Origin of the sequence: Streptomyces hokutonensis (assembly GCF_000376565.1) — a bacterium.
GTDB lineage: Bacteria > Actinomycetota > Actinomycetes > Streptomycetales > Streptomycetaceae > Streptomyces > Streptomyces hokutonensis.
In genome coordinates, this window is sequence record NZ_BARG01000125.1 from 1 (window position 1) to 21,265 (window position 21,265).

Genomic DNA, 21,265 nt, shown 5'->3' on the forward strand with positions numbered 1-21,265 from the left:
TGCCGCCGTCGTTGTCGCCATTGCCGCCGACCCCCGCCTCCGCCTCCGCCTCCCCCTGGGCCCCGGCTCTTGCGCTGCTCCTCCCGCCGCCCCCGACCCACCTCTCTGGAAGCTGTGGTCTTTTCTAACCAGTCATGGTGGTGGGAGTGGTTAGTCTGGTGTACAGCTTCTGGAGACCCCCCGCCCCCTGCCCGCTCTCCCCCCACCGGGGGTTGGCCGCTGAGCCCACCCGGCGTGCAGGCGAGACGCGGACGCGCCCCGTCCGCCAACCGTTGGCCGCTGAACCGGCCCGGCGTGCCGGAGAGACGCGAACGCGCCCCACCCACCAGCCGTTGGCCGCTGAGCCGACGCGGCGTGCTGGCGAGGCGCGGACGCGCATCCGCTCCGCCGGGTACGGACGCAGCCCACGTGAGGGGCCAAGGGACCTCGGCCACCCGTTCCTCCCCGGCCGCTCGCTCGCTTCTCCCACGGGCTGGAGCGGACCTAGTCAAGGGTGACCCGCAGGGTCATCGGCGGAGCCGACGCGGAGCGCAGCGCAGCGCCCTTTACTCGGTCCGCGGAAGCCCGACACTGGCAAAGAAGCGAGTGGCCAACCCGCACCATCCCAACCGACGCTCACCGGACCCACGGCCGTCCGTATCCCCCGAGACAGACGGACGCAGGCCCGGCAACACCTCCAAGTCTGGATCGCCCCATGACCACACCGAAAGAGGGTTCCAGAAATCTGCTCTAGAAATTCACTCTAGAACCGAGCCACCAATACGCTGTCCCGCATGAGCCCCAAGCAACACCGCGGCGAGGTCACCGCAGACCTGCTCCTCGACGCCGCGCTGCGCGTCTTCGCGGAACAGGGTGAACAGGGCCTCACCGTCAACGCCGTGACCAAGGCCAGTGGTGTCAGTCTCGGCAGCCTGTATCACCACTTCGGCAGTCTCGACGGGCTCTACGACGCCCTGACGCAACGCTGGTTGAGCCGGCTGCTGGGCGAGTTGGTCACCGCGCTGCAGACGACCCGCACCGCCCGCACCGGCATCCGCGCGATCGTACGGACGTATCTGAGCTTCGTCCGCGAACACCGGGACGCCGCCCTGCTGTTGCACTCCGCCAGAACCGACCAGCGCAACATGACCCAGGCCAGGGAGCTGCGCGACTCCCAGGAGGCCAGGCTGTCGGTGTTCGCCCACTGGATTCAAGTCCATGTGGATTCAGGGGAGTTGGCTCCGCTCCCACCAGCCCTCGTCGAGTCACTCGTCCTGGGCCCGCTGATCGGCGTGATCCGACGCTGGCTCTCCGACATCGACATCGATGTCGACACAAACAGTGGTGCGCTCGACCTCGACGTCGCCGCCCGCGTCCTCCCGGATCGGATCTGGCGTTCCGTCGCCGCCGACCCGAAGTGAAGTGCCCCTGGACTATGGACAATCCGGGGCGAATTTTGACACGGTGCCGTGTCATGGCCCTCGACTTCCGCACCTTCTACGCCACCCAGAGCACCTACTCCGACCCCGGCGCGCTCACCGACCGCTACGCCGGCCTCCCCCGCGACCCCGCCCAACTAGCCCGCATCACACGCGACTTGATCGTCCACCGCCTGGAAGCCGGCTTCTACGACCACGTCCACCCCACCGACCGCCTGCACAACGACGCCGAGACCCGCTACATCGACGACATCCTCCGCATCCTCGTCGGCCGGAACGACGCCCCGCTCACTCAACGACGCGACATCACTGACCGGTTCGTCGGGACCTGCCGGGACTTCTCGCTGCTGCACTGCTCGTTGTTGCGGCACCTGGGCATCCCGGCCCGCACCCGCTCCGGCTTCGCCGACTACTTCAGTGGGAGCGGCTCCGGCCGTTTCCACGGCGATCACGTCGTCACCGAGTACTGGCACGACGACCGCGGCTGGCTGCTCGCCGACTCCCAGCTCGCCGACCCCGTCATCGCGGACCACTGGAACATCGACTTCGACCCGATGGACGTACCCCGCGACCGTTTCCTCGTCGCGGGCGAGGCCTGGCAGGCCATCCGAGCGGGTGGCGCGGACCCGGCGACCTTCGGACTGCATCCGCCGGAGGAGGGGCCGTTCTGGGGCGAGCGGTTCGTCGCCGGCAACATCCGCCTCGACCTCGCCGCCCTGAACAAGGTCGAGACCCTCCTCTGGGACGTCTGGAGCGAGGACGAGGGCAAGCCCGGAGAGCCGTTGCCGGAGTCGTCACGCCTCTTCTACGACCGTGTCGCCCCGGTCGTCAGCGGTGAGGTCACCTTCGACGCCGTACGGGAACTGTTCACCGAGGACGACATCCTGCGCACCCCGCCGACGGTGACCTGCTACGCCCCCTTCAACGGACCCAGCCAAGTCACCCTGCGCGCCGGCATCGTCTAGGCCACGGTCCGCAGCCCCCGTACCTGAGCCGCCCCCATCCCCCGCACCACCCGATGCGCGCACACCGCAGCCAGCAACTCCCCCAGCAGATCGGGGTCGTCGATCTCCAGGCCGAGCAACGACTCGATGCGTTCCAGGCGTTGATAGAGCGACTGACGGCCGATGTGCAGCAGCGCCGCCGTGCGGGTGGGTGAGCAGCCGTGTCGTAGATGGACCTCCAACGTGCGCACCAGGTCGCTGGGATGGGCCGCCTCCCACGCCAGCAGCGGGCCCAGCGCGTGCTGCACCAGCCGCGCCAGGCGGTCCCGGTTCGCGTCGACGCCGCCCCGGGTCAGCTCCCGTTCCAGTGCCAGTGCCCGCGCCGAGGTCACCAACGGGCCTTCCGGTGCGGCGGGTTCGGCGGCCGGGACCGTCAGCGCGAGTTCCAGGGTCGTACGGGCCGCCCGCAGGGTGTCGCTCCAGCGCAGCCAGCCGCTGCTCGCCTCGACCACATGCCCGACCGCGACGGTCAGCCCGGGGTCCGCGGCCGTACGGAAGGCCTCCTGGACCGCGCGGACGGGGTCACCCGCGACAGCGCCCGGAAGCGCGAACAACGCCAGTACGTCCCCCGGGAACGCCGCCCGCAGCACACTCGCCCCGCCCAGCAGCCGTGCCGCCCGGTCGACGGAGGAGACCTCGCGCGCGCCGTGCACCGAGACCCCGATGAGGCGGGCGCCGGGGCCGGGGTGGAAGCCGGCGAGTGCGGACCGTGCCTCGACCTCCGGCTGGTTCAGCGCGGCCCGGTCCGCGAGGTCGGCCAGGAGCGCGGCGGTGTGGTCGTCGCCCCACGGCCGTACGACGGAGCGGCCGGACAGGCCCCGGGCGACGATCGCCCGGTTGGCTGCCTCGGTGATCCGTACGAAGGGGACGACCCGGTGGAGGGCCAGGAGGGGAAGGCCGAGGCGGCGGGCCTCGTCGGTGACCTCCGGCGGCATCGTCGGGAGGGAGCGGCCTATCTCGACCGCCAGGCCGGACGCGCCCCGGGCCGCCAGCTCGCGGACGTAGCGGCGGCGGATCTCGGCGGCGGTGTCGGTGAGGCCGAAGCCGTTGGTGAGGAGGAGTTCGCCGCCGTCGAGGAAGTTCGCGCCCTCGTAGACCTCGCTGGAGTGGACCCAGCGCACGGGGCGGTCGAGGGCGGCCTCGCCGGCCAGGAGTTCGGGCTCGGAGGCGCGGACCGGGTCGAGGGCCAGGACCTCACGGAGGGTGAGTGCGGGCACGGGAACCTCCAGAGGCGCGGACAGTTCGTCCGGGTACGGGTTGCGGGGAGAGTACTTTCCGCACGTTGCCCTCGTGTTTCGGCCACTGGAGAGTGAGCACATGAAGCCTTTGGATCAGGCACAAGCGAGCGCCTGGCTCGCCACCGCCGTCGAGGAGGCCCGCGCCGGGCTCGGCGAGGGCGGCATCCCGATCGGTGCCGCGCTCTACGGCGCCGACGGCACCCTCCTGGGGCGCGGCCACAACCGGCGCGTCCAGGACGACGACCCCTCGATGCACGCGGAGACGGCCGCCTTCCGGGCGGCGGGGCGGCAGCGGTCGTACAAAGGCACGACGATGGTGACGACCCTCTCCCCGTGCTGGTACTGCTCGGGGCTGGTCCGCCAGTTCGGTATCTCGCGTGTCGTCGTCGGCGAGGCCGTCACCTTCCACGGCGGGCACGACTGGCTCGCCGAGCACGGTGTGGAGATCGTTCTGCTCGACGATGCCGAGTGCACCCAGCTGATGCGTGACTTCATCAAGAACAACCCGGCACTCTGGAACGAGGACATCGGTGACTGAGCCCCGTATTCCGACCATTGATCTCCGTCCCTGGATCGACGGGGACGAGGAGACCCGCAAGGACATCGCCCGTACCGTCGACAGCGCCCTCCAGACGGCCGGGTTCCTGCTCGTCACCGGGCACGGGGTCGATCCGGCGCTGCGGTCCCGGATCCGGGAGGCCGCGCGCGCCTTCTTCGCGCTGCCTGTCGATGTCAAAGAGCCGTACTCCGCCAAGGTCGGCGGGCGCGGGTGGCTGGGCCCCGGCGCCGAGGCCAACGGGTACTCGGAGGGGACCGAGACCCCGCCGGATCTCAAGGAGTCGCTGACCTTCGCGACGCACCGGCCGTTCGAGGACCCGGTGATCAACGCCGAGTGGTACGCGCCGAACGTGTGGCCGACTGAGATCCCGGGGCTCCAGGAGCTCTGCGAGGAGTACCTCGACCGGATGGGCGAGCTGGAGAAGCAGCTGCTGTCGCTGCTCGGGGTGGCGCTCGGGCTCGAACGCGACTTCTTCTCGCGGCACATGGACCATCCGACGTACGGGTTCAACATCAACTGGTATCCGGGCGTGGAGGTCGTCGGGGAGCCGGAGCCGGGGCAGTTCCGGATCGGGCCGCACACCGACTTCGGGACGGTGACGATCCTCGACCGGCAGGCCGGGAAGGGGGGCTTGCAGGTCTTCACCGATGAGGGGGGTTGGGAGGACGCACCGTTCGACGCGGAGGCGTTCACCATCAACATCGGCGATCTGATGGCTCGTTGGACCGGTGACCGGTGGCGTTCGGGGCGGCACCGCGTGCTGCCGCCGCCCGCCGACGCGCCCGCCGAGGAGCTGATGTCGCTGGTGTACTTCGGCGAGTGCACCCCGGGCACGCTCGTGGAGTCGGTGCCCGCGCCGGTCGGGCGGGTGGCGTACGAGGCCGTCGACTCGCATGTCTATCTGCGGGAGAAGCTGGACTCGATCACCGTCGAATAGGCCCCTGTTCCGACATTTTCGTAACCCAACGGACACCACGTGACCTAGTCCGAACCAACTCCCCCTATTTACCCTGGTGTTGATAGACAGGTTCCGGTGTGCAGGGCGACCGCTCAGGGGGAGATGCGGTGGGTAGAGGGCTGCACGGCCGCGGGGCGCTGTTCGAGGCACAGCCGCCCGGTCTCGCCTCGCGTCTGACCGGGCTGCGCCCCTACCAGCTGCTCACCACGCCGTACGAACACCCGGAACCGCCCTTCGTGGTGCTCGCGGGCGCGCGCGGGCTCGGCAAGAGCACGGTGCTGGAGGAGTTGCGGACCGCGTACCGCGGGCACACGCCGGTCGCGCTGATCGACTGCGAGGCCGACCGGCTGACCAGGCTGCCGGACGGGCGGCCCGCCGCGACCTGGTCGCCGGTGTGGCAGGCGCTGACCACGGTCGCGGAGCAGTTGCGGGAGCCGGTGGTGCACGGCGCCGGCGCCATCGACTTCCCGCGTCTGGAGGCCGGGCTGCTCGCGGTGTGCGCCACCGGCTGGGACGCCCGGGACGAGGACAGTGCCCGTGAGGAGGCCCGGCGGATCCTGCTGCTGAGCGATCCGGCCCGGCGCTGGTCGGTGATCGCGCAGGGCTGGGCGACGAAGGTCGCCTCCCGGCTGATCGCCAATGTGTCGGGTACGGGTCCGGTCGGCCAGGCCTTCATCGAGGCGACCCTCGACACCCTCTTCGACCTGGTGTGGACGCCGAACGGGCTGCTGAAGGCGGGCGCCGACTGGTATCGCGACTATCCGGGCGCGAGCGGTGACCCCAAGCGCGGGCTGATCGAGATCGCCCGGGACTTCCGTGCCGACGGCACCTCCCGCACGGACGCCGAACGCTGGCTGCTGCGCGCGCTGCTGGCCGACCTGGGCGACACCTACCGGCGCCGGTGGGAGCGGATGCGCCGGGTCGGGCGGCCGGTCGTGCTCGTCGACAATGTGCAGTCGGGGCCGGGTCCAGGGCTGATGAAGGCCGTACTGAAGGAACGTTCCGACGGTGTCGGCGACCAGGTGGCCTTCTTCGCCGCGCTGCGCGGCGACCGGCACCCCGATCTGCCGGACGCGGTGCGTCATCCGCTGCCGGAGGTGGGGCGGGCGAGCGGCTGGGTGCCGGGGGCCTCGCCGTCCTCGCGGGCCCTGCTGGTGACACTGCCGCCGCTGACTCCGGAGGAGACCCGGCGGGTCATCGCGGACGTGTGCGCGACCGAGGAGATCCGGGTCGAGGTGCCGCCCCAACTGCCGTACGCCATCCACCGGTTGACCGCGGGCAGTCCGCTGGGGGCGGCGCTGCTCGGGGAGGCCGTACGGCAGACCCGGCCGGTGGGGGCGGTGAGTCCCGGGGAGCTGCTGACCGCCGGGCTGAAGCCCGAGGGGGACGTGACGAGCGATCCGAAGCCCGTGTACCGGGAGTTGCTGGACCGGCTGGTGGCGCCGGGGATCGCGGAGGAGCTGGCGGTGCTGGCCACCGCGCACGACGGGGAGTCGGCGCGGGCGCTGGCCCAGGGGCGGCGGCTGCGGGACAGTTTCGGCGCGTCCGGGGTCAACCGGCTGCGTACGCAGCTCACTTCGGAGGGTCTGCCGCCGGCGGCGGGCTATTTCGTGGGCGATCCGTTCCTGCGCACGCTGCTTCTGCTGCGGCTGCATCTGGACGACGCGGACCACGGGCGGTGGCGGGCGGTGCACCGTTCGCTGCTCTCGCACTACGAGGGGCTGCCCGGCAGCCCGGACGCCCCGGCCCGCGCCCGCTACCGGCTGCACCACGAACTCGCCCTCGGCGACACGGCGGACGCGGTGGAGTACCTGCGGGACAACTTCCGCCTCATCCCGCCGCGGGCCTGGCTGGAGACGCTGCTGTTCGTGACCGCCGCGCCCTACTACCACGCGCACGATCCGCACGGCCGGGACATCGGCGCGGCCGGCGACCACCGCAAGGCCGTCGCGCTCGCGCGCACGGACGCCGAGGAGCGGCCGCCGGAGGGCGTGGACCCGGTCCTGCATCTGACGGTACGGCGGCTGCTGCACGCGGTGTGGCAGGTGACGGATCCGCTGGTGCTGCCGGACGGGGAGGTCGCGGACCGGATGCACTTCGATCTGGAGCAGCTGTCGACGGTGTGGCCGGCGGGCAGCGAGCTGCTGTACCGGGCCGCGCAGCGGTGGCCGGAGGACGCGCTGGCGGGGCGCGCGCTGCGGGTGCCCGCGGGGGCGGACGGCGACGACGGAAGCGGGGGGCTGCGGTGAGGCGACGGCTGCGCGAGCTGTTCGAGGAGATCCGGACCATTCCGGTCTACCGGTACACGGCCCTGGTGGTGGCGGCCGTCCTGGTCGCGGGCCTGGTGGTGCTGGTCCGTACGGCGCTGCACGAGGACCGGTCCTGCGCGGCCGGGGTGGCCCGTCCCGAGGGCAGCGACGAGTGCGTGGGGGTGTCGACGTCGGCGTTCGACTTCGGCCGGCGCAGGCTCGCCGACACGATCAGGGCGGTGGCCCGCGAGAACGGCACCCTGAAGGCGGGGACCTACGTCTCGGTCGCGCTCTACGAGCCGTTCACCGCGACCGACACCGACACGATGAACGACGTACTGCACGAGTTGCAGGGCGCCTATCTCGCGCAGTACGCGGCCAACCACGACGACAACGGCGAGACCCCGTACATCCGGCTGGTGCTCGCCAACCCCGGTGCCACGGGCGCCCATTGGGAGCGGGCGGTCGACCGGATCGTGGCGATGACGAAGTCGTCGGACCGGCTGCGGGCGGTCACCGGGATAGGGACGAGCACCGACAACAACAAGAAGGCCGTGGCGGAGCTGACCCGGCTCGGCGTCCCGGTGGTCGGCTCCTCCATCACCGCCGACGACCTCGCCAACGGGCAGCGGGGCAAGGACCCTTACCCCGGTCTGGCGCGGGTCTCCCCCACCAACACCGACGAGGCCCGCGCGCTCGCCTCCTTCGCCAAGGTGACGGCGGACCGGGCGCTGCTGGTCTACGACAAGCCGGGCGACCCGTACACGAAGACGCTCCAACAGGCCTTCACCACGCTGTTGAAGGGATCGCCGTACGGCTCCTGGCCGTTCACCCCGCCCGCGGACCGCAGCCAGGAGGGCAGTACGCCCAACACCTTCCGGCAGATCACCGATCTCGTCTGCGACACGGACGTGAAGCTGGACACGGTGTTCTTCGCCGGGCGGCACACCCAACTGCGCCAGTTCATCAACGCGTTGGGCCGCCGCGGCTGCCAGTCACGGAAGTTCACCGTGCTCACCGGCGACGAGGGCTCCTACCTGACCGGCGACAGCCGGCTCGACGCGAGTGCTCTCCAGCACGGTGTCTCGGTCCGCTACACCGCGCTCGCCCACCCGGACGCGTGGCTCAAGAACGCCCCGGCGACCGGGGGTTCGGCCCAGGACTCGGCGGAACTCGACAAGCTGCTCGCCGCCGCGAAGGCCGCACCGGTCGGTCCGATCGGCACGGTCGCCCTCGCCGACGGGCAGTCGATCATCGCCTACGACGCGATGCAACTCGCCGTCCACGGCGTCCGCGAGGCCACCCCGGCCCAGAAGAAGATCCCGCCGCTGTCCGACGTCGGCCTCCAATGGCCGCAGGTGAAGGGCTCGTTGCGGGTGAGCGGGGCGAGCGGCTGGATCTGCCTGGACGTCCACGGCAACCCGTACGACAAGGCCGTACCGATCGTCGAACTCACCCCGAAGGGCGCCGCCCGCTTCGTGAAACTCGCCTGGCCGGAGGGCAGGCCCCCGTCGAAGGAGTGCCTGCCTCCGGCCTGAACAGCCCTGTCTCCTACGGCCGTTGGCCCGCCTTGTCGACCACGGCCCGGCGCAACACGGCCGTGTTGGCGGTGACCGTGCCCTTCTTCACGCCGGCGTTGTCCTTGGTGGCCACCTCGCGCTCGCCGAGGAATTCGTAGGTCTTCGCGTCGAAGATCCACTCGTCCCGGAGCGGGTTGTCGGGGTCGTTGCGGGCGACGGCGATCCCGGGCCGGCCGACGGCGTCCACCACGTGCTCGACCGTGGTGATGCCGGGAATCCTGGCCACCGCGCGGAAGAGTGCCGCGCTCTGCGCGGGCGGCACGATCGCATCGCGGAGGAGATCGCCGACCAGCACGAACATCGCCTGGTTCTGCTCCTGACCGCCGTACTTCCGGGCGGACTTGGCGAGGTAGTCGTACATCGCGTCGGCGTCGGTCGGCAGTGTCCTGACGTGGTTGTAGAAGGAGGAGACGTCCCAGCCGGCCTTGCCCGGTTTCACGTCCGGCGGGACGGAGTGCTCACCGAGGCCCGCCTGCCGCACCAGCCCGGTGTGCAGGCCGTCCACCGACATCCACACCTCCTGCCGGTGCAGCGGATCGACCTGGGTCTTCGCTCCCTCGCCGGAGTGGGTGTACGACACCTTGCTCTCCACGTACACGAACTGGTCGTCGCGGACCGTGCCGTAGGACTTCTCGTGCTCGGCCGCCAGCGCGATGTCCTCCAGGAGGGCGACGGTGGAACGGCTCGGCGGCCGGGCGGGCGTGCCCGGGTCGGACGAGGACGGCAGGACGACGAAGGCGACGGCAGCTGCGGTGGCGACGGCGGTCGCGGCGAGCGCGGGCCGCAGCCACTTGCTCCGCCGGTGGGCCGGCGCAGCGTCCTCGTACCGGATCTCGGTCATCAGATGCTCCTTGAGGAGTCGGTGACGGCCCGGCGGAAGGTCTCTCTCGGGGAGTTCCGGGAGCTGGTTCATCGCTTGTCCTCCCTCAGGGGCCCGACCGCGGTGTCGCGGTCACCTGTCATCTGTCCGTCCCCGGTGGGGAGTTCCGCGCTTTTGACATGTTTCGCGAGCTTTGCGCGGGCCCGCGAGAGCCGCGACCGTACGGTCCCCACGGGCACGTCGAGCGCCTCGGCGGCGGCCCGGTAGTCGAGGCCGGACCAGACGCACAGGGCCAGCACCTCGCGTTCGGCACGGCGCAGGGTGGCCAACGCGGTCCGTACGAGGGCGAGTTCGGCCGCGTCGTCGAGACGGGCGGCGACCTCGTCGGCGAAGTCGCGTTCGGCCTCGGCAGGGGGCAGCCGGGAGACGGCCGCCGCGTGTCTTCGGGCCGCGCGGCGGGTGTTGCGCGTGACGTTGGTGGCGATGCCCAGCAGCCAGGGCCGGAGCGAACCGCCCTCCTCGTCGACCGTGCCGCGCAGCCGCCAGGCGTCCAGGAAGGTCAGGGACACGATGTCCTCGGCCTGTGCCCAGTTCCCGGTGAGCCGGAAGGCGTGGTTGTAGACGGAGCGTGCGTACGCGTCGAAGAGCTCACCGAAGGCGTCGTGGTCCCCCGCGCGGATGCGATTCCTCAACCTCAGATGCGTATCCACACCCCTCTACCTGTCCGTACGGCGAAGGCCGGTTCCGGTGACCCCCGTCACACGGAACCGGCCTTCGCCGTACGGGACTTCAGACGCCGGCGTACGAGTGCTTGCCGCCGACGAAGATGTTGACGCCGTAGTAGTTGAACAGCCAGCAGCCGAAGGCGATCAGGGCCAGGTAGGCGGCCTTGCGGCCCTTCCAGCCGGCCGTGGCGCGGGCGTGCAGGTAGCAGGCGTAGGCGACCCAGGTGATGAACGCCCAGGTCTCCTTCGGGTCCCAGCCCCAGTAGCGGCCCCACGCGGACTCGGCCCAGATGGCGCCCGCGATGATCGTGAACGTCCAGAGGGGGAAGACGGCCGCGTTGACGCGGTAGGAGAACTTGTCGAGGTTCACGGAGGCGGGCAGCCGCTCCATCACGGAGGTGGCGAAGGCGCCGGGGGTGCCGCCGTTGGCGAGCTTGTTCTCGTAACTGTCCTTGAAGAGGTAGAGCAGCGTGCCGACCGCGCCCACGTAGAAGACCGCGCCGCAGATGATCGCCGTCGAGACGTGGATGTACAGCCAGTACGAGTGGAGAGCGGGAACCAACTGGTCGCTGGCGGTGTACAAGACAGTGACGGCGATACCGAGATCGAGGAGGACCGTGGTGACCAGGAACAGCCCGAGCCAGCGCACGTTCTTCCTGAGCAGCAGCAGCGTGAGGTACACGCCGACGGCGACCGTGGAGAAGGTGATGTTGAACTCGTACATGTTGCCCCAGGGCGCCCGCTCCACCGAGGCCGCGCGGGCGAGGACACCGCTCAGCTCGACGAGGAACGCGAGCACCGTGAGGGACACGGCGATACGGCCGTAGAGGTCGCCCTGTTCGTCCCCGCCGTGCGCGCCGGGACCGTCCGGCACGTCGCGCGAGCCGGACGCGGCCCGGACGACGACCTTCGGCCGCTCCAGGACGGCGGTGCCGCCCGCGTTCTGCACGGTGACGGCGGGTGCGGCCGCCTTCTTCGCGGCGGCACCGGTCAGCGCGGCGGCCGTACGGCCGATCTTGCTGCGGCTGCCGAAGGTCCACTCGGCGATGTACGCCAGGAAGGCCAGGGTGTAGACGGCCATCGAGGAGTAGATCAGCGTGTTGCTGACATTGGCGAGGTGTTCGTTGGTGGCGGCGGCGAGATTCACTGCTGCTCAGCCCCTTCGGGGGGTACGGAGGGTTCGTCGTCGGTCTTCGTCGGGGCCCGGTCGTGCACGAGTGCCGCCAGGTCGCCGAGTTCCTCGGGGAGTTTCGCGGACTCGCTGCGGCCGAGCCCGGCCATCTCGACGACGGTGCTGCCGTCGTCGCCGGTGGTGGCGCGCACCCAGACGCGGCGGCGCTGGATGAACAGGGAGCCGGCCAGACCGAAGATCGCGGTGAGCGCGCCGGCCAGCGCCCAGTCGGTGCCGGGCTGCTGGACGACCTGGAAGCCCGCCCATTCCTTGATCTGCTTGTCGAAGGTGATCGACCCGGCGCCGTTCGGCAGGGTCATCGTCTCGCCGGGCAGCAGCTGCTGCTTGAGGATGTTGCCCTTGGAGTCCTTGAACTGCTTCAGGTTCTTGGTCTCCAGCTGGTACACGTTCTGCGGGATGCCCGCGTTGACGCCCAGGTCGCCGTGGTAGCCGGTGACGTTGAGCACCGGGTAGTCGAGGCCCGGGTACTGGGAGAACATCGTGCCGCTGCTCTTGGCGTACGTCGGCACGAACACGGCGGCGAAACCGAGCTGTTCGCTGACGCCCTGGGCGTTCTTGTATCCGTCGAGGACCTTGATGGCGCCCTGCGAGGTGACGTTGGAGTCGATCGGCAGCATCGGCACGGCCTGGTGGAAGACCACGTTGCCCTTGCCGTCCCGGACGGTGACGACGGGGGCGTAGCCGTGGCTGACCAGGTAGACCTTCGAGTCGCCGATCTCCAGCGGCTCGTTGACCTTGATGGTGTGCTTCTTGGCCTTGCCGTAGGCGCCGAGGCTGTAGGTGATGTCGGCCTGGAAGGTGCGCGGGGTGCCGCGGTTGGGGCCGGTGCGCTCGTAGGTGCCGACGAAGTTCTTCAGGTTGAAGCTGAAGGGGACGAGGTCGTCGTCGCTGAAGAGGTTGCCGGACTTGAAGTCGTCGTACTGGGTGAGGGTGTTGGAGAAGCCGTCGCCCTCGACGATCAGTTTGTCGCCCTCGGACTTGAAGAGCTGGCCCCAGGCGAAGGCGATCAGCATCACGATCAGCGCGAGGTGGAAGAGCAGGTTGCCGGTCTCCCGCAGATAGCCCTTCTCGGCGGCTACGGCGTCCCCGGCGACGTGGGCGCGGAAGCGCCGCTTCTTCAGGACCGCGAGGGCGACCTCACGGACCTGCTCCGGTTCGGCGGCGGTGCGCCAGGTGGCGTAGGCGGGAAGGCGGTTGAGGCGTTTGGGGGCGCCCGGCGGGCGGCCGCGGAGCTGGCCGACGAACTGCCAGGTGCGCGGGATGATGCAGCCGATGAGGGAGACGAACAGGAGGACGTAGATCGCGCCGAACCAGGCGGAGCCGTAGACGTGGAAGAGGCCGAGCTTCTGGTAGATCGGGCCGAGCGTCTTGTGCGCGGCCTGGAACTCGGAGACCTTCAGCGCGTCGGTGCCGGACTGCGGGATCAGCGAGCCGGGGACCGCGCCGAGCGACAGCAGGAACAGCAGCATCAGCGCGACCCGCATCGAGGTCAGCTGCCGCCAGAACCAGCGCGCCCAGCCGAGCACTTCACGGCCGGTCCAGGCGAGCCAGCCGGTGAGGCCGGGCTTCCGGTTGCCGCCGAAGGAGCCGGGCACGGCGGTCTCGACGGGGGCGGTGGAGAGCTGGGAGCCGGCGGCGCCGAGGTCCTGCTCCTCGGCGGCGGACGTGTCGGTGGTCGTCTTGCTCATCGATCAGATCCCTACAGTGAAGCCGTCGGACCAGCTCTGCATGTCCTGCACCAGCGCGTCCCAGGCACCGGTGAGCAGCAGCACGCCGGTCACGATCATCATGGTGCCGCCGACGCGCATCACCCAGACGTAGTGGCGCTTGACCCAGCCGAAGGCACCGAGGGCCTTGCGGAAGGCGACCGCGGTGAGGACGAAGGGGACACCCAGGCCGAGACAGTACGCGACGGTCAGTATGGCGCCGCGACCGGCACTCGACTGGTCCATCGAGAGGGCCTGCACCGACGCGAGGGTCGGTCCGATGCAGGGGGTCCAGCCGATCCCGAAGAGCGCGCCGAGCAGCGGAGCTCCTATGAGCCCGGTGGCCGGCCGCTTGTGGAAGCGGAACTCGCGCTGGGTGAGCCAGGGCATCATCCCCATGAAGAACACACCCATGAGGATCATGAGCACGCCGAGGATCTTGCTGAGGACGTCCTTGTTCTCCTGGAGCGTCTGCCCGAAGAAGCCGAACAGGGCCCCGCCGGACACGAACACGACGGTGAAGCCGAGGACGAAGAGGGAGGCGCCCGCGACCATCCGCCCGCGCCGGGCGTCACCGAGGTCGGTGCCGGTGACTCCCGTGACGTAGGAGAGGTAGCCGGGGACCAGCGGCAGGACGCACGGCGAGAAGAAGGAGACGAGTCCGCCGAGGACGGCGATCGGCAGCGCGAGCAGCAGGGCCCCGTGGCTGACCGTGGTGTTGGGCTCGGTAACGGCGGCGAGCAGCACGTCGGCTCACTTCTCCGCGATGACCGGGTCGAGCATCTCGCGCAGCTTCTCCTCGCTGAGTGCCTGGAGGGCGCGCGCCGCGATCTTGCCGTCCCGGTCGATGACGATCGTGGAGGGGATGGCCTGCGGGTTGAGCGTGCCCTTCTTGAACCGGAGCATCAGCTTGCCCGTCGGGTCGTACAGGCTGGGGTAGGGGACGGCGTACTTCTTCTCGAAGGCCACGGCCGGTTCGGTGCTGGTGTCGCGGGTGTTGAGGCCGACGAACTGGACGCCCTTGCCGGCGGTGGCCTTGGCGACCTGGACGAGGTTGTCCGCCTCGGCGCGGCACGGGGAGCACCAGGAGCCCCACACGTTGACGACGAGGACCTTGCCCTTGTAGTCGGCGGTGTCGAGCGTCTTGCCGTCGATGGTCTTGCCGGACAGGTCGGGGGCGGCCTGGCGGTCGCCCTTCTTGACGGTCGCGATGCCGTCGGAGCCGGTGATGAAGTTGGTGTTGCCGGAGCCTCCGGAGGTTCCTCCGGAGCTGCACGCGGAAAGCACCAACGCGGCGACGGCAACGCCGGCGGTCGACAGGACGGCGCGGCTACGGGCGCGACTGGCGGCACTCATGTGAAAAGTTTCGCATGCCCGTTCTGGGGATCTTGCGCGCCCCCCTCAAGGGCGCCTCGCGGGCGGAAACCCGCATTTCAGGCGGCGTCTCCGGTGGCCGTGGACGAGGCGGTGGGGCTCGCGGCCAGGTAGGACTTCCAGCCGCCGGCCGGGGCCTGGCCGACGTCGAGGCCGCGCAGTTTGGCGAGCACCTCGGGCTTCTGCACGTCGATCCAGTCGGTGAACTGCTTGAAGGAGACCATGCGGACGTCGGCGCCCTTCTCCTTCTCCGCGGCGATGTGCTTGAAGGCCTGCTCGACGGCGTCCATGTAGATGCCGCCGTTCCAGTGCTCGAAGTGGTTGCCGATGAAGAAGGGCGCGCGGTTGGTCTCGTACGCGCGCTGGAAGCCGGAGATGTAGGCCTGCGCGGCCTGGGTACGCCAGCCCGGGTAGTTGTAGGCGGGCGCGTTGGTGGAGTTGACCGACTGGTTGGCCAGCATGTTGTAGTCCATCGAGAGGACCTCGAAGCTGTGCCCGGGGAACGGGACGGCCTGGAGGGGGTAGTCCCACACGCCGTTCTTCTTGTCGGGCCAGACCTGCCGGCCGCCGGGCGAGGAGGCGTCGTAGCGCCAGCCGAGCGAACGGGCGGTGGGCAGCAGCTGGTTCTGGCCCAGGAGACAGGGCGTACGGCCGCCGACGAGTTCCTTGTCGTAGTCGAAGGGCAGTGCCGGCAGGTCGTGCCAGCCGGTGTTGGTGCGCCACTCCTTGACGAAGGACTTGGCCTGGTCGATCTCGCTGCGCCACTGCTGGGGCGTCCAGTTGGCGACGGTGCCGTAGCCGGAGCAGAAGTGGCCGTTGAAGTGGGTGCCTATCTCGTGGCCCTCGAGCCAGGCGCGGCGGACGTTGGTGAGGGTCGCCTTGACGTGTGCGTCGGTGAGGTAGCCGATGTCGGAGGCGCCGCGCGGGTTGTTCGGCGGGTTGTACAGGCGCTTCTTCGACTCGGGCAGCAGATAGAGGCCGGAGAGGAAGAAGGTCATGCTCGCGCCGTGCTGCTTGGCGAGGTCGAGGAAGCGGGGGAACAGTCCGTTGCCGACCTCGCCCGCGCCGTCCCAGGAGAAGATCACGAACTGCGGCGGGGTCTGCCCGGCCTCCAGCGGCACGGGCTTGGCGGGCTGCTTGGGCTGGGTGCCGGTGAAGGACGTGGAGCCGTCACCGATGGGCTTGGCGCGGGGCTCCATCGACTTGGTGGGGCCGCCGGAGTGGCCTTTGGTCGAACCGGCGGAAGGGCTCGACCCGTTCGAGCCGAGCGTGCCGCACCCCGCGAGTCCTACGGCTGCCGCGGCGCCGGCACCGACTCCGAGCGCTCCCCGTCGAGTGAGACTCCGCATTGCTTCCCCATCCGTCGCATCCTCTGTGGTCTACCTGTGAGAGGACGCGACGGACGGGAAAGTTCGCCGGGAACCATGTGGGTTCCGAAACAAATGTCACAGGCCTGTCTCGACAACTGGCCCTGACGGGTGACCGGATCGTGACAGCTACGACATTCAGGCGCCGAACGCCTTGCTCTTCCCCTTCACGGGCTTCGCGCCCGCGAGGAGATGCGCCGGAACGAGATCACGGGCCGGCTCGGTGTAGCCGACGGACACGATCTTGTCGCCGCGGTAGGTGAAGCTCGTCAGCGACGCGAGCGTGCACTGCCGCTTGCGCGGGTCGTGCCACAGCCGCCGCCGCTCGACGTAGGACCGCACGATCCAGATCGGCAGCTGATGGCTGACCAGCACGGCCTCGTGCCCGCGCGCCACGTCCTTGGCGGCGTCGAGCGCGGCGACCATCCGCACGACCTGGTCGACGTACGGCTCACCCCAGGACGGCCGGAACGGGTTGACCAGGTACTTCCAGTTCCCCGGCTTCTTCAGCGCGCCGTCGCCGACGCCGAAGGTCTTGCCCTGGAAGACGTTGTCGGCCTCGATGAGCCGCCCGTCGGTCGCGAGGTCGAGCCCGTGCGCCTTGGCGATCGGCGTGGCCGTCTCCTGCGCCCGCTCCAGCGGGGAGGCGACGACATGCGTGACATCGCGGGAGGAGAGGTGCTCGGCGACCCGGTCGGCCATCTGCCGCCCGAGCTCGGAGAGGTGGTAGCCGGGCAGCCGCCCGTACAACACCCCTTCGGGGTTGGCGACTTCGCCGTGCCGCATGACATGGACGACGGTGATGTCACCGGTGTTGTCAGTGGGGTTGTCGCTCATGCTGCTGTGGCCTCCGCCGCCGCTCGGGCCGCCGCCGGGAGGGCGTCGGCGATCCGCTGGATGGCCCGTTCGTCGTGGGCCGTGGAAACGAACCAGGACTCGAAGGACGAGGGCGGCAGATAGACACCCTGCGCCAGCATCGAGTGGAAGAAGGCGGTGAAGCGGTACGACTCCTGCGCCTTGGCGTCCTCGTAGTTGCGCACGCTCCGGTCGGTGAAGAACACGGAGAACATGTTGGAGGCGTTCTGCAGCCGGTGCGCGACACCCTCCTTGGAGAGCGCCTCGGTGACCAGCGCCTGGATCTGCGCCGATACGGCGTCCACGGTCTCGTAGGCCGCGTCGTCGAGGAGCCGCAGCTGGGCGAGACCGGCCGCGGTGGCGACGGGGTTGCCGGAGAGGGTGCCGGCCTGGTAGACGGGCCCGGCGGGAGCGAGGTGCCCCATGATGTCGGCACGCCCGCCGAACGCGGCGGCGGGGAAACCGCCGCCCATGACCTTGCCAAAGGTCATGAGATCGGGGACGACCCCGTCGATCCCGAACCACCCGGCCCGGCTGGTCCGGAACCCGGTCATGACCTCGTCGGAGATGAAGAGGGCACCGTTCTTCGAGCAGGCGTCCTTGAGCCCCTGGTTGAACCCGGGGGCGGGCGGCACGACGCCCATGTTCCCGGGCGAGGCCTCGGTAATAACGCAGGCGATCTCACCGGGGTGCCGGTGGAAGGCCTCGTTCACGGCTTCGAGATCGTTGTACGGCAGGACGATGGTGTCGCCGGCCTGGGCGCCGGTGACGCCGGGGGTGTCGGGCAGCGCGAAGGTGGCGACACCGGAACCGGCGGCGGCCAGCAGCGCGTCGACGTGACCGTGGTAACACCCGGCGAACTTGATGACCTTGGGCCGCCCGGTGAACCCGCGGGCGAGCCGGATCGCGGACATGGTCGCCTCGGTCCCGCTGCTCACGAGCCGCACCTGCTGCACGGGCCCGACCCGGGCGACGATCTCCTCGGCGAGCGCGACCTCGCCCTCACCGGGGGTCCCGAAGGAGGTCCCGCGCGAGACGGCGTCCTGCACGGCGGCGATCACGTCGGGCTGGGAGTGCCCGAGGATCATCGGCCCCCAGGAACAGACGAGGTCGACGTACTCGCGCCCGTCCGCGTCCGTCAGATAGGGACCGTTGCCGGACACCATGAACCGGGGCGTGCCGCCGACCGCGCGGAAGGCGCGCACCGGGGAGTTCACGCCGCCCGGTGTGACGACCGACGCACGGTCGAAAAGAGCCTGCGAGACGGGTGCTTCGTAGGGATAGGGCAGTGTGCTGGGCAGTACACCTGCCGGTTCGCTTGCCGGTTCGCTTGGCGTTTCGCTTGGCGTTTGGCTCATGACCTGCGACTTCTCCGACTTCTCGGACTCCGGGACCTCAGTTACCTCCTCAGGGTAGGCGGCGGGAGCGCGGGCACGGGCCCCCACCCATCTGCGAGACTGGGAGGTGATACACACAGACACACACAGCTCATGCGGGCGCCGGTGTACAGGGCTTGCGCAGATCCTGCGGACAGGTGTTTCAGCGCACGTTTCGGCGGGCGGCCGTGGGGGAGGTCACTGACACGATGATCGGGTTGCGCGGCTGGGGCCACGCGTCCTAGAAAAGCAGTCGGGTGGAGATATGCATCGCGGTGGCGGACTGGGCGAGGGGACTGACGATCTGGGTCCTCGGCGTGCCCGGCGGGGGAAGCACCGACGCGACGCGGAGGAGGCCGCCGAGGCGGCACGGCAGAGTGGTCCCGGGTCCGGTGGATCCGCCGGATCCGGTGTGGGTTCGGATGAGTCGGATCGCGACGAGCGACGTATCGAACGTCGGATCGATCAGTTGCGGGCGGGGAGCAGGAATGGTGGTCGGGTGGGGGTGACGTACAAATACTTCGGCGCGCCCGACGGCGCGACCGCGGCCCGCGTCCCGATCTCGATGCGCCCCGAGGAACTCGGCGGCGACGAGCTCGGGATGAACGGCATGTTCACCAAGATCAAGCCGGAGACGATGGCCGCGATGGTCCTCACCGGCATCGAGGGCGTCCCCCTGAACAAGGTGCCCCCACTGGAACTCGTCGTCCTCCACCCCGACTACGCCGTCGTCAAACTCCCCATGACGGTCGTCGACCCCCTCCGCGGAATCGGCGAGGAGGCGGTGGGCGCGGCGGCCTTCATCTGGTCCACGGTCCCGGACCGGGGCGGGCCTCGGGACGCGTTCAATGTGTACCAACTGCTGCACGAGTGGCAGGACTTCAGCCATCGGTTGCATGAGGCGGGGCATCAGCCGTACTGCTTGGTGTGGCCGTGAGCTGAGGGGTCGCGGGATGGGGTGGGCGGGGTTTTCGGACCCCGCCTTTTCGGTTCAGGGGGGCGTAGGTGTTCGTCGGGACGCCGGCCGCACGGCGTCAGGCGGTGGACTCCTGGCCGTCGACGAGTCGCTGGATCGCGGAGAGGATTTCCTCGACGGCGGTGGGTTCGGTGGCGAGGGTGGTCAGGGCGACGGACGGCCAGCCATTGTAGCCCTTCGCCGGTAGGGCCTCCAGCTTTTCGGCCAGGCCGGGGAGGGTCGGCAGGGAGGCCGCGAACGCCGCCGCCCGCTCGTGGCCCAGGTGATAGGCGATCGAGCCGAAGGCGAAGGAGAGGTCGTCCTTCGCCGGGTCCTCGCGCAGGGAGAGCGTCGCGATCGGCACGTCACGGCCGGAGACGCGGTAGTAGATGCGCATGCTCCGGTACTTGGCCGTACCGCACTCCAGCCGCCCCTCGGCCGCCGCGTGATCCAGCAGGGCCGTCGCGGTCCGCCGTACGTCCAGGTCGGAGCGCGACGCGATCGCCTTGTCCATCTCCTCCCGGGTGGTCCGCTGCGTGGTGCGGTGGCCCGAGGGGGACTTCGCCGCGGTGGCGACCTCGCCGTGCACGCGGGGCACGAGGACACGGAGGTCGCCGTCGCCGCGGTACTGGGTCAGCTCGACCGCGTACACGTCGGTCTGCCGGAGCTGGCGGTTCAGGAACTCGACGATCGCCCGCAGCTCCAGGGGAATTCGGTCGGCGACGAACAGCAGCCTCATCTGCCCGGCGGCCAGCCGTTCCTCGACCGTCGTCCAGAAATCCTCCCGGGACCGGTCGCCCTGGTCGCCGAGGAGTTCCCCGTACGCCTCTTCCAGCGACCGGCCGTCTTTCGCGCAGGTGTCCTCGAAGGAGTGCTGCAGCAGGGCGGCCGGCCAGTAACGGGCGGCATTCGCCGCGTAGTCCAGCATCTGGCCGACGACCTCTCGCCTGATCCGGGTGTCCGTGGCCCGCTTGACCTCCACCAGGGTCGGCACGCCGTCGGCGTCGACGAAGAGGTGGTCCAGCCAGTACGCGGGGGCGCTCTCCGTGCTCGTCGGCACCCCCATCTCACGGGCCACCAGCACCAGCCGCAGCGAACGGCCGTCCGCCAACGAGCCGAAGTCCAGCACGCGCGGATGACGCGCGAGCAACTCCTGGAACTCCGCCTCGGTCTCGAACTCGGCCCGCTCCAGGGCCTGTAGTTCCTCGCCCAGGACGAACACCGGCTGATTGGTCATGCGTTCCCACCCCCGTGATCCGACTCCCGCGATCATCGATCGCTTCCACGCCGACAGATTGATACAGGACGCTACCGACCACCGGGACGGCTCCGGTATGTGTCAGAAGTAGTCGTCCGGTTCCAGAGCGTTGAGCGCGACCCACCGTTGCGGTGTCGCGGCGGCCCTCACGTCGGCCCCCTGCGACGACGCGCGGAAGTAGTCCTGCGCCTCGAGCGCGACCCGTGGATCGTCGTCGACGCGGCGGGCCGTCTCGTAGTAGGCGGCCAGCACGTGGACGCATCGGGGGGTGGCGACCGGGCAGGTGCAGTCGGTGGTGGTGACGTGTGGTGCGGGGCGGTGGCCGTCGGTGGTCAGGGTGCGGTACAGGTCGTCGGTGAGGGTGGGGCGGGGGCCGGACAGGTGGTGGGAGATGGCGGCCTTCGTCTCGGGGGGCATCGGCTCGAGTTCGATGTTCGCCGTGAAGGTGGTGCGGCCGTGGTGGACGACGGCCCGTACGGTTCGGCCGTCGATCGTGAGCTCGACCTTGCCGTCGCGGGCGAGTCTGCGGGCACGCGGGAGTTGTGGGTCGGGGCGGGTCTGGCGTAGCGGCTCGGCGAGGCGGACCCAGTCCTTGCCCCACGCCGTGTAGCCGAAATCGCTGTCGGGCATG

At 70.0% G+C, this 21,265-nt stretch carries 19 protein-coding genes; 7 read left to right on the top strand and 12 right to left on the bottom strand.

All coding sequences use genetic code 11. From position 1 onward, the window contains the following. The first annotated feature begins 773 nt into the window (after positions 1-773). Both SSP08S_RS52680 and SSP08S_RS52685 read left to right on the top strand, forming a co-directional pair. Positions 774-1,400: a TetR/AcrR family transcriptional regulator gene (locus SSP08S_RS52680; protein WP_019075711.1), complete on the top strand. Its 627-nt coding sequence runs from the start codon at positions 774-776 to the stop codon at positions 1,398-1,400. Between the two features lie 53 nt (positions 1,401-1,453). Then, positions 1,454-2,383, top strand: coding sequence for a transglutaminase-like domain-containing protein (locus SSP08S_RS52685; protein ID WP_019075712.1), 930 nt, complete (start codon positions 1,454-1,456; stop codon positions 2,381-2,383). On the opposite strand, the gene SSP08S_RS52690 is transcribed toward SSP08S_RS52685, so the two are convergent. Next, positions 2,380-3,639, bottom strand: a complete 1,260-nt coding sequence (locus tag SSP08S_RS52690; RefSeq protein ID WP_019075713.1) for a PucR family transcriptional regulator — start codon at positions 3,637-3,639, stop codon at positions 2,380-2,382. The genes SSP08S_RS52685 and SSP08S_RS52690 overlap by 4 nt on opposite strands. A 100-nt stretch (positions 3,640-3,739) precedes the next feature. Here SSP08S_RS52690 and SSP08S_RS52695 point away from each other — a divergent pair, with 100 nt between their 5' ends. From SSP08S_RS52695 to SSP08S_RS52710, 4 genes are all read left to right on the top strand, one after another. Then, positions 3,740-4,198 carry a nucleoside deaminase gene (locus SSP08S_RS52695; RefSeq protein WP_019075714.1) on the top strand — a complete coding sequence of 153 codons (459 nt, stop codon included), beginning with the start codon at positions 3,740-3,742 and terminating at the stop codon, positions 4,196-4,198. Next, a complete protein-coding gene (locus SSP08S_RS52700) occupies positions 4,191-5,156 on the top strand; it encodes an isopenicillin N synthase family dioxygenase (RefSeq protein ID WP_019075715.1) in 966 nt (321 codons plus the stop codon). The genes SSP08S_RS52695 and SSP08S_RS52700 overlap by 8 nt, the downstream gene beginning before the upstream one ends. A 128-nt stretch (positions 5,157-5,284) precedes the next feature. Then, the gene (locus tag SSP08S_RS52705; RefSeq protein ID WP_019075716.1) at positions 5,285-7,426 is read left to right on the top strand and encodes a hypothetical protein; all 2,142 of its coding nucleotides are present in this window, start codon (positions 5,285-5,287) and stop codon (positions 7,424-7,426) included. Next, positions 7,423-8,964, top strand: a complete 1,542-nt coding sequence (locus tag SSP08S_RS52710) for a type 1 periplasmic-binding domain-containing protein (protein ID WP_019075717.1) — start codon at positions 7,423-7,425, stop codon at positions 8,962-8,964. The genes SSP08S_RS52705 and SSP08S_RS52710 overlap by 4 nt, the downstream gene beginning before the upstream one ends. Positions 8,965-8,977: 13 nt before the next feature. On the opposite strand, the gene SSP08S_RS52715 is transcribed toward SSP08S_RS52710, so the two are convergent. The 9 genes from SSP08S_RS52715 to hemL form a co-directional block, all read right to left on the bottom strand. Beyond that, a complete protein-coding gene (locus tag SSP08S_RS52715) occupies positions 8,978-9,919 on the bottom strand; it encodes a CU044_5270 family protein (protein ID WP_019075718.1) in 942 nt (313 codons plus the stop codon). Then, on the bottom strand, positions 9,916-10,518 hold the full coding sequence (locus SSP08S_RS52720; protein WP_019075719.1) for an RNA polymerase sigma factor: 603 nt from the start codon (positions 10,516-10,518) through the stop codon (positions 9,916-9,918). The genes SSP08S_RS52715 and SSP08S_RS52720 overlap by 4 nt, the downstream gene beginning before the upstream one ends. A 97-nt stretch (positions 10,519-10,615) precedes the next feature. After that, a complete protein-coding gene (ccsB, locus tag SSP08S_RS52725) occupies positions 10,616-11,698 on the bottom strand; it encodes a c-type cytochrome biogenesis protein CcsB (protein WP_019075720.1) in 1,083 nt (360 codons plus the stop codon). Further along, positions 11,695-13,431 carry a cytochrome c biogenesis protein ResB gene (gene resB, locus SSP08S_RS52730; protein ID WP_019075721.1) on the bottom strand — a complete coding sequence of 579 codons (1,737 nt, stop codon included), beginning with the start codon at positions 13,429-13,431 and terminating at the stop codon, positions 11,695-11,697. Before resB ends, ccsB begins: the two co-directional genes overlap by 4 nt. 3 nt (positions 13,432-13,434) lie before the next feature. Then, positions 13,435-14,196, bottom strand: a complete 762-nt coding sequence (locus SSP08S_RS52735) for a cytochrome c biogenesis CcdA family protein (protein WP_019075722.1) — start codon at positions 14,194-14,196, stop codon at positions 13,435-13,437. 6 nt (positions 14,197-14,202) lie between these two features. Next, positions 14,203-14,805: a TlpA family protein disulfide reductase gene (locus SSP08S_RS52740; protein ID WP_019075723.1), complete on the bottom strand. Its 603-nt coding sequence runs from the start codon at positions 14,803-14,805 to the stop codon at positions 14,203-14,205. 77 nt (positions 14,806-14,882) lie between these two features. Further along, positions 14,883-16,172 carry a polysaccharide deacetylase family protein gene (locus SSP08S_RS52745; RefSeq protein WP_026179589.1) on the bottom strand — a complete coding sequence of 430 codons (1,290 nt, stop codon included), beginning with the start codon at positions 16,170-16,172 and terminating at the stop codon, positions 14,883-14,885. A 156-nt stretch (positions 16,173-16,328) separates the two neighbouring features. After that, positions 16,329-17,027 carry a histidine phosphatase family protein gene (locus SSP08S_RS52750; protein WP_019075725.1) on the bottom strand — a complete coding sequence of 233 codons (699 nt, stop codon included), beginning with the start codon at positions 17,025-17,027 and terminating at the stop codon, positions 16,329-16,331. After that, entirely contained in the window at positions 17,024-18,334 is a 1,311-nt protein-coding gene (gene hemL / locus SSP08S_RS52755; RefSeq protein WP_026179590.1) for a glutamate-1-semialdehyde 2,1-aminomutase, read from the bottom strand. The genes SSP08S_RS52750 and hemL overlap by 4 nt, the downstream gene beginning before the upstream one ends. Before the next feature lie 352 nt (positions 18,335-18,686). On the opposite strand from hemL, the gene SSP08S_RS52760 reads away from it, so the two are divergent. Then, positions 18,687-19,358: a hypothetical protein gene (locus tag SSP08S_RS52760; RefSeq protein WP_174479467.1), complete on the top strand. Its 672-nt coding sequence runs from the start codon at positions 18,687-18,689 to the stop codon at positions 19,356-19,358. Between the two features lie 97 nt (positions 19,359-19,455). On the opposite strand, the gene SSP08S_RS52765 is transcribed toward SSP08S_RS52760, so the two are convergent. Further along, positions 19,456-20,613: a PDDEXK family nuclease gene (locus tag SSP08S_RS52765; RefSeq protein WP_026179591.1), complete on the bottom strand. Its 1,158-nt coding sequence runs from the start codon at positions 20,611-20,613 to the stop codon at positions 19,456-19,458. A 102-nt stretch (positions 20,614-20,715) separates the two neighbouring features. Next, a complete protein-coding gene (locus SSP08S_RS52770; RefSeq protein WP_019075728.1) occupies positions 20,716-21,264 on the bottom strand; it encodes a hypothetical protein in 549 nt (182 codons plus the stop codon). Position 21,265: the final 1 nt, after the last annotated feature.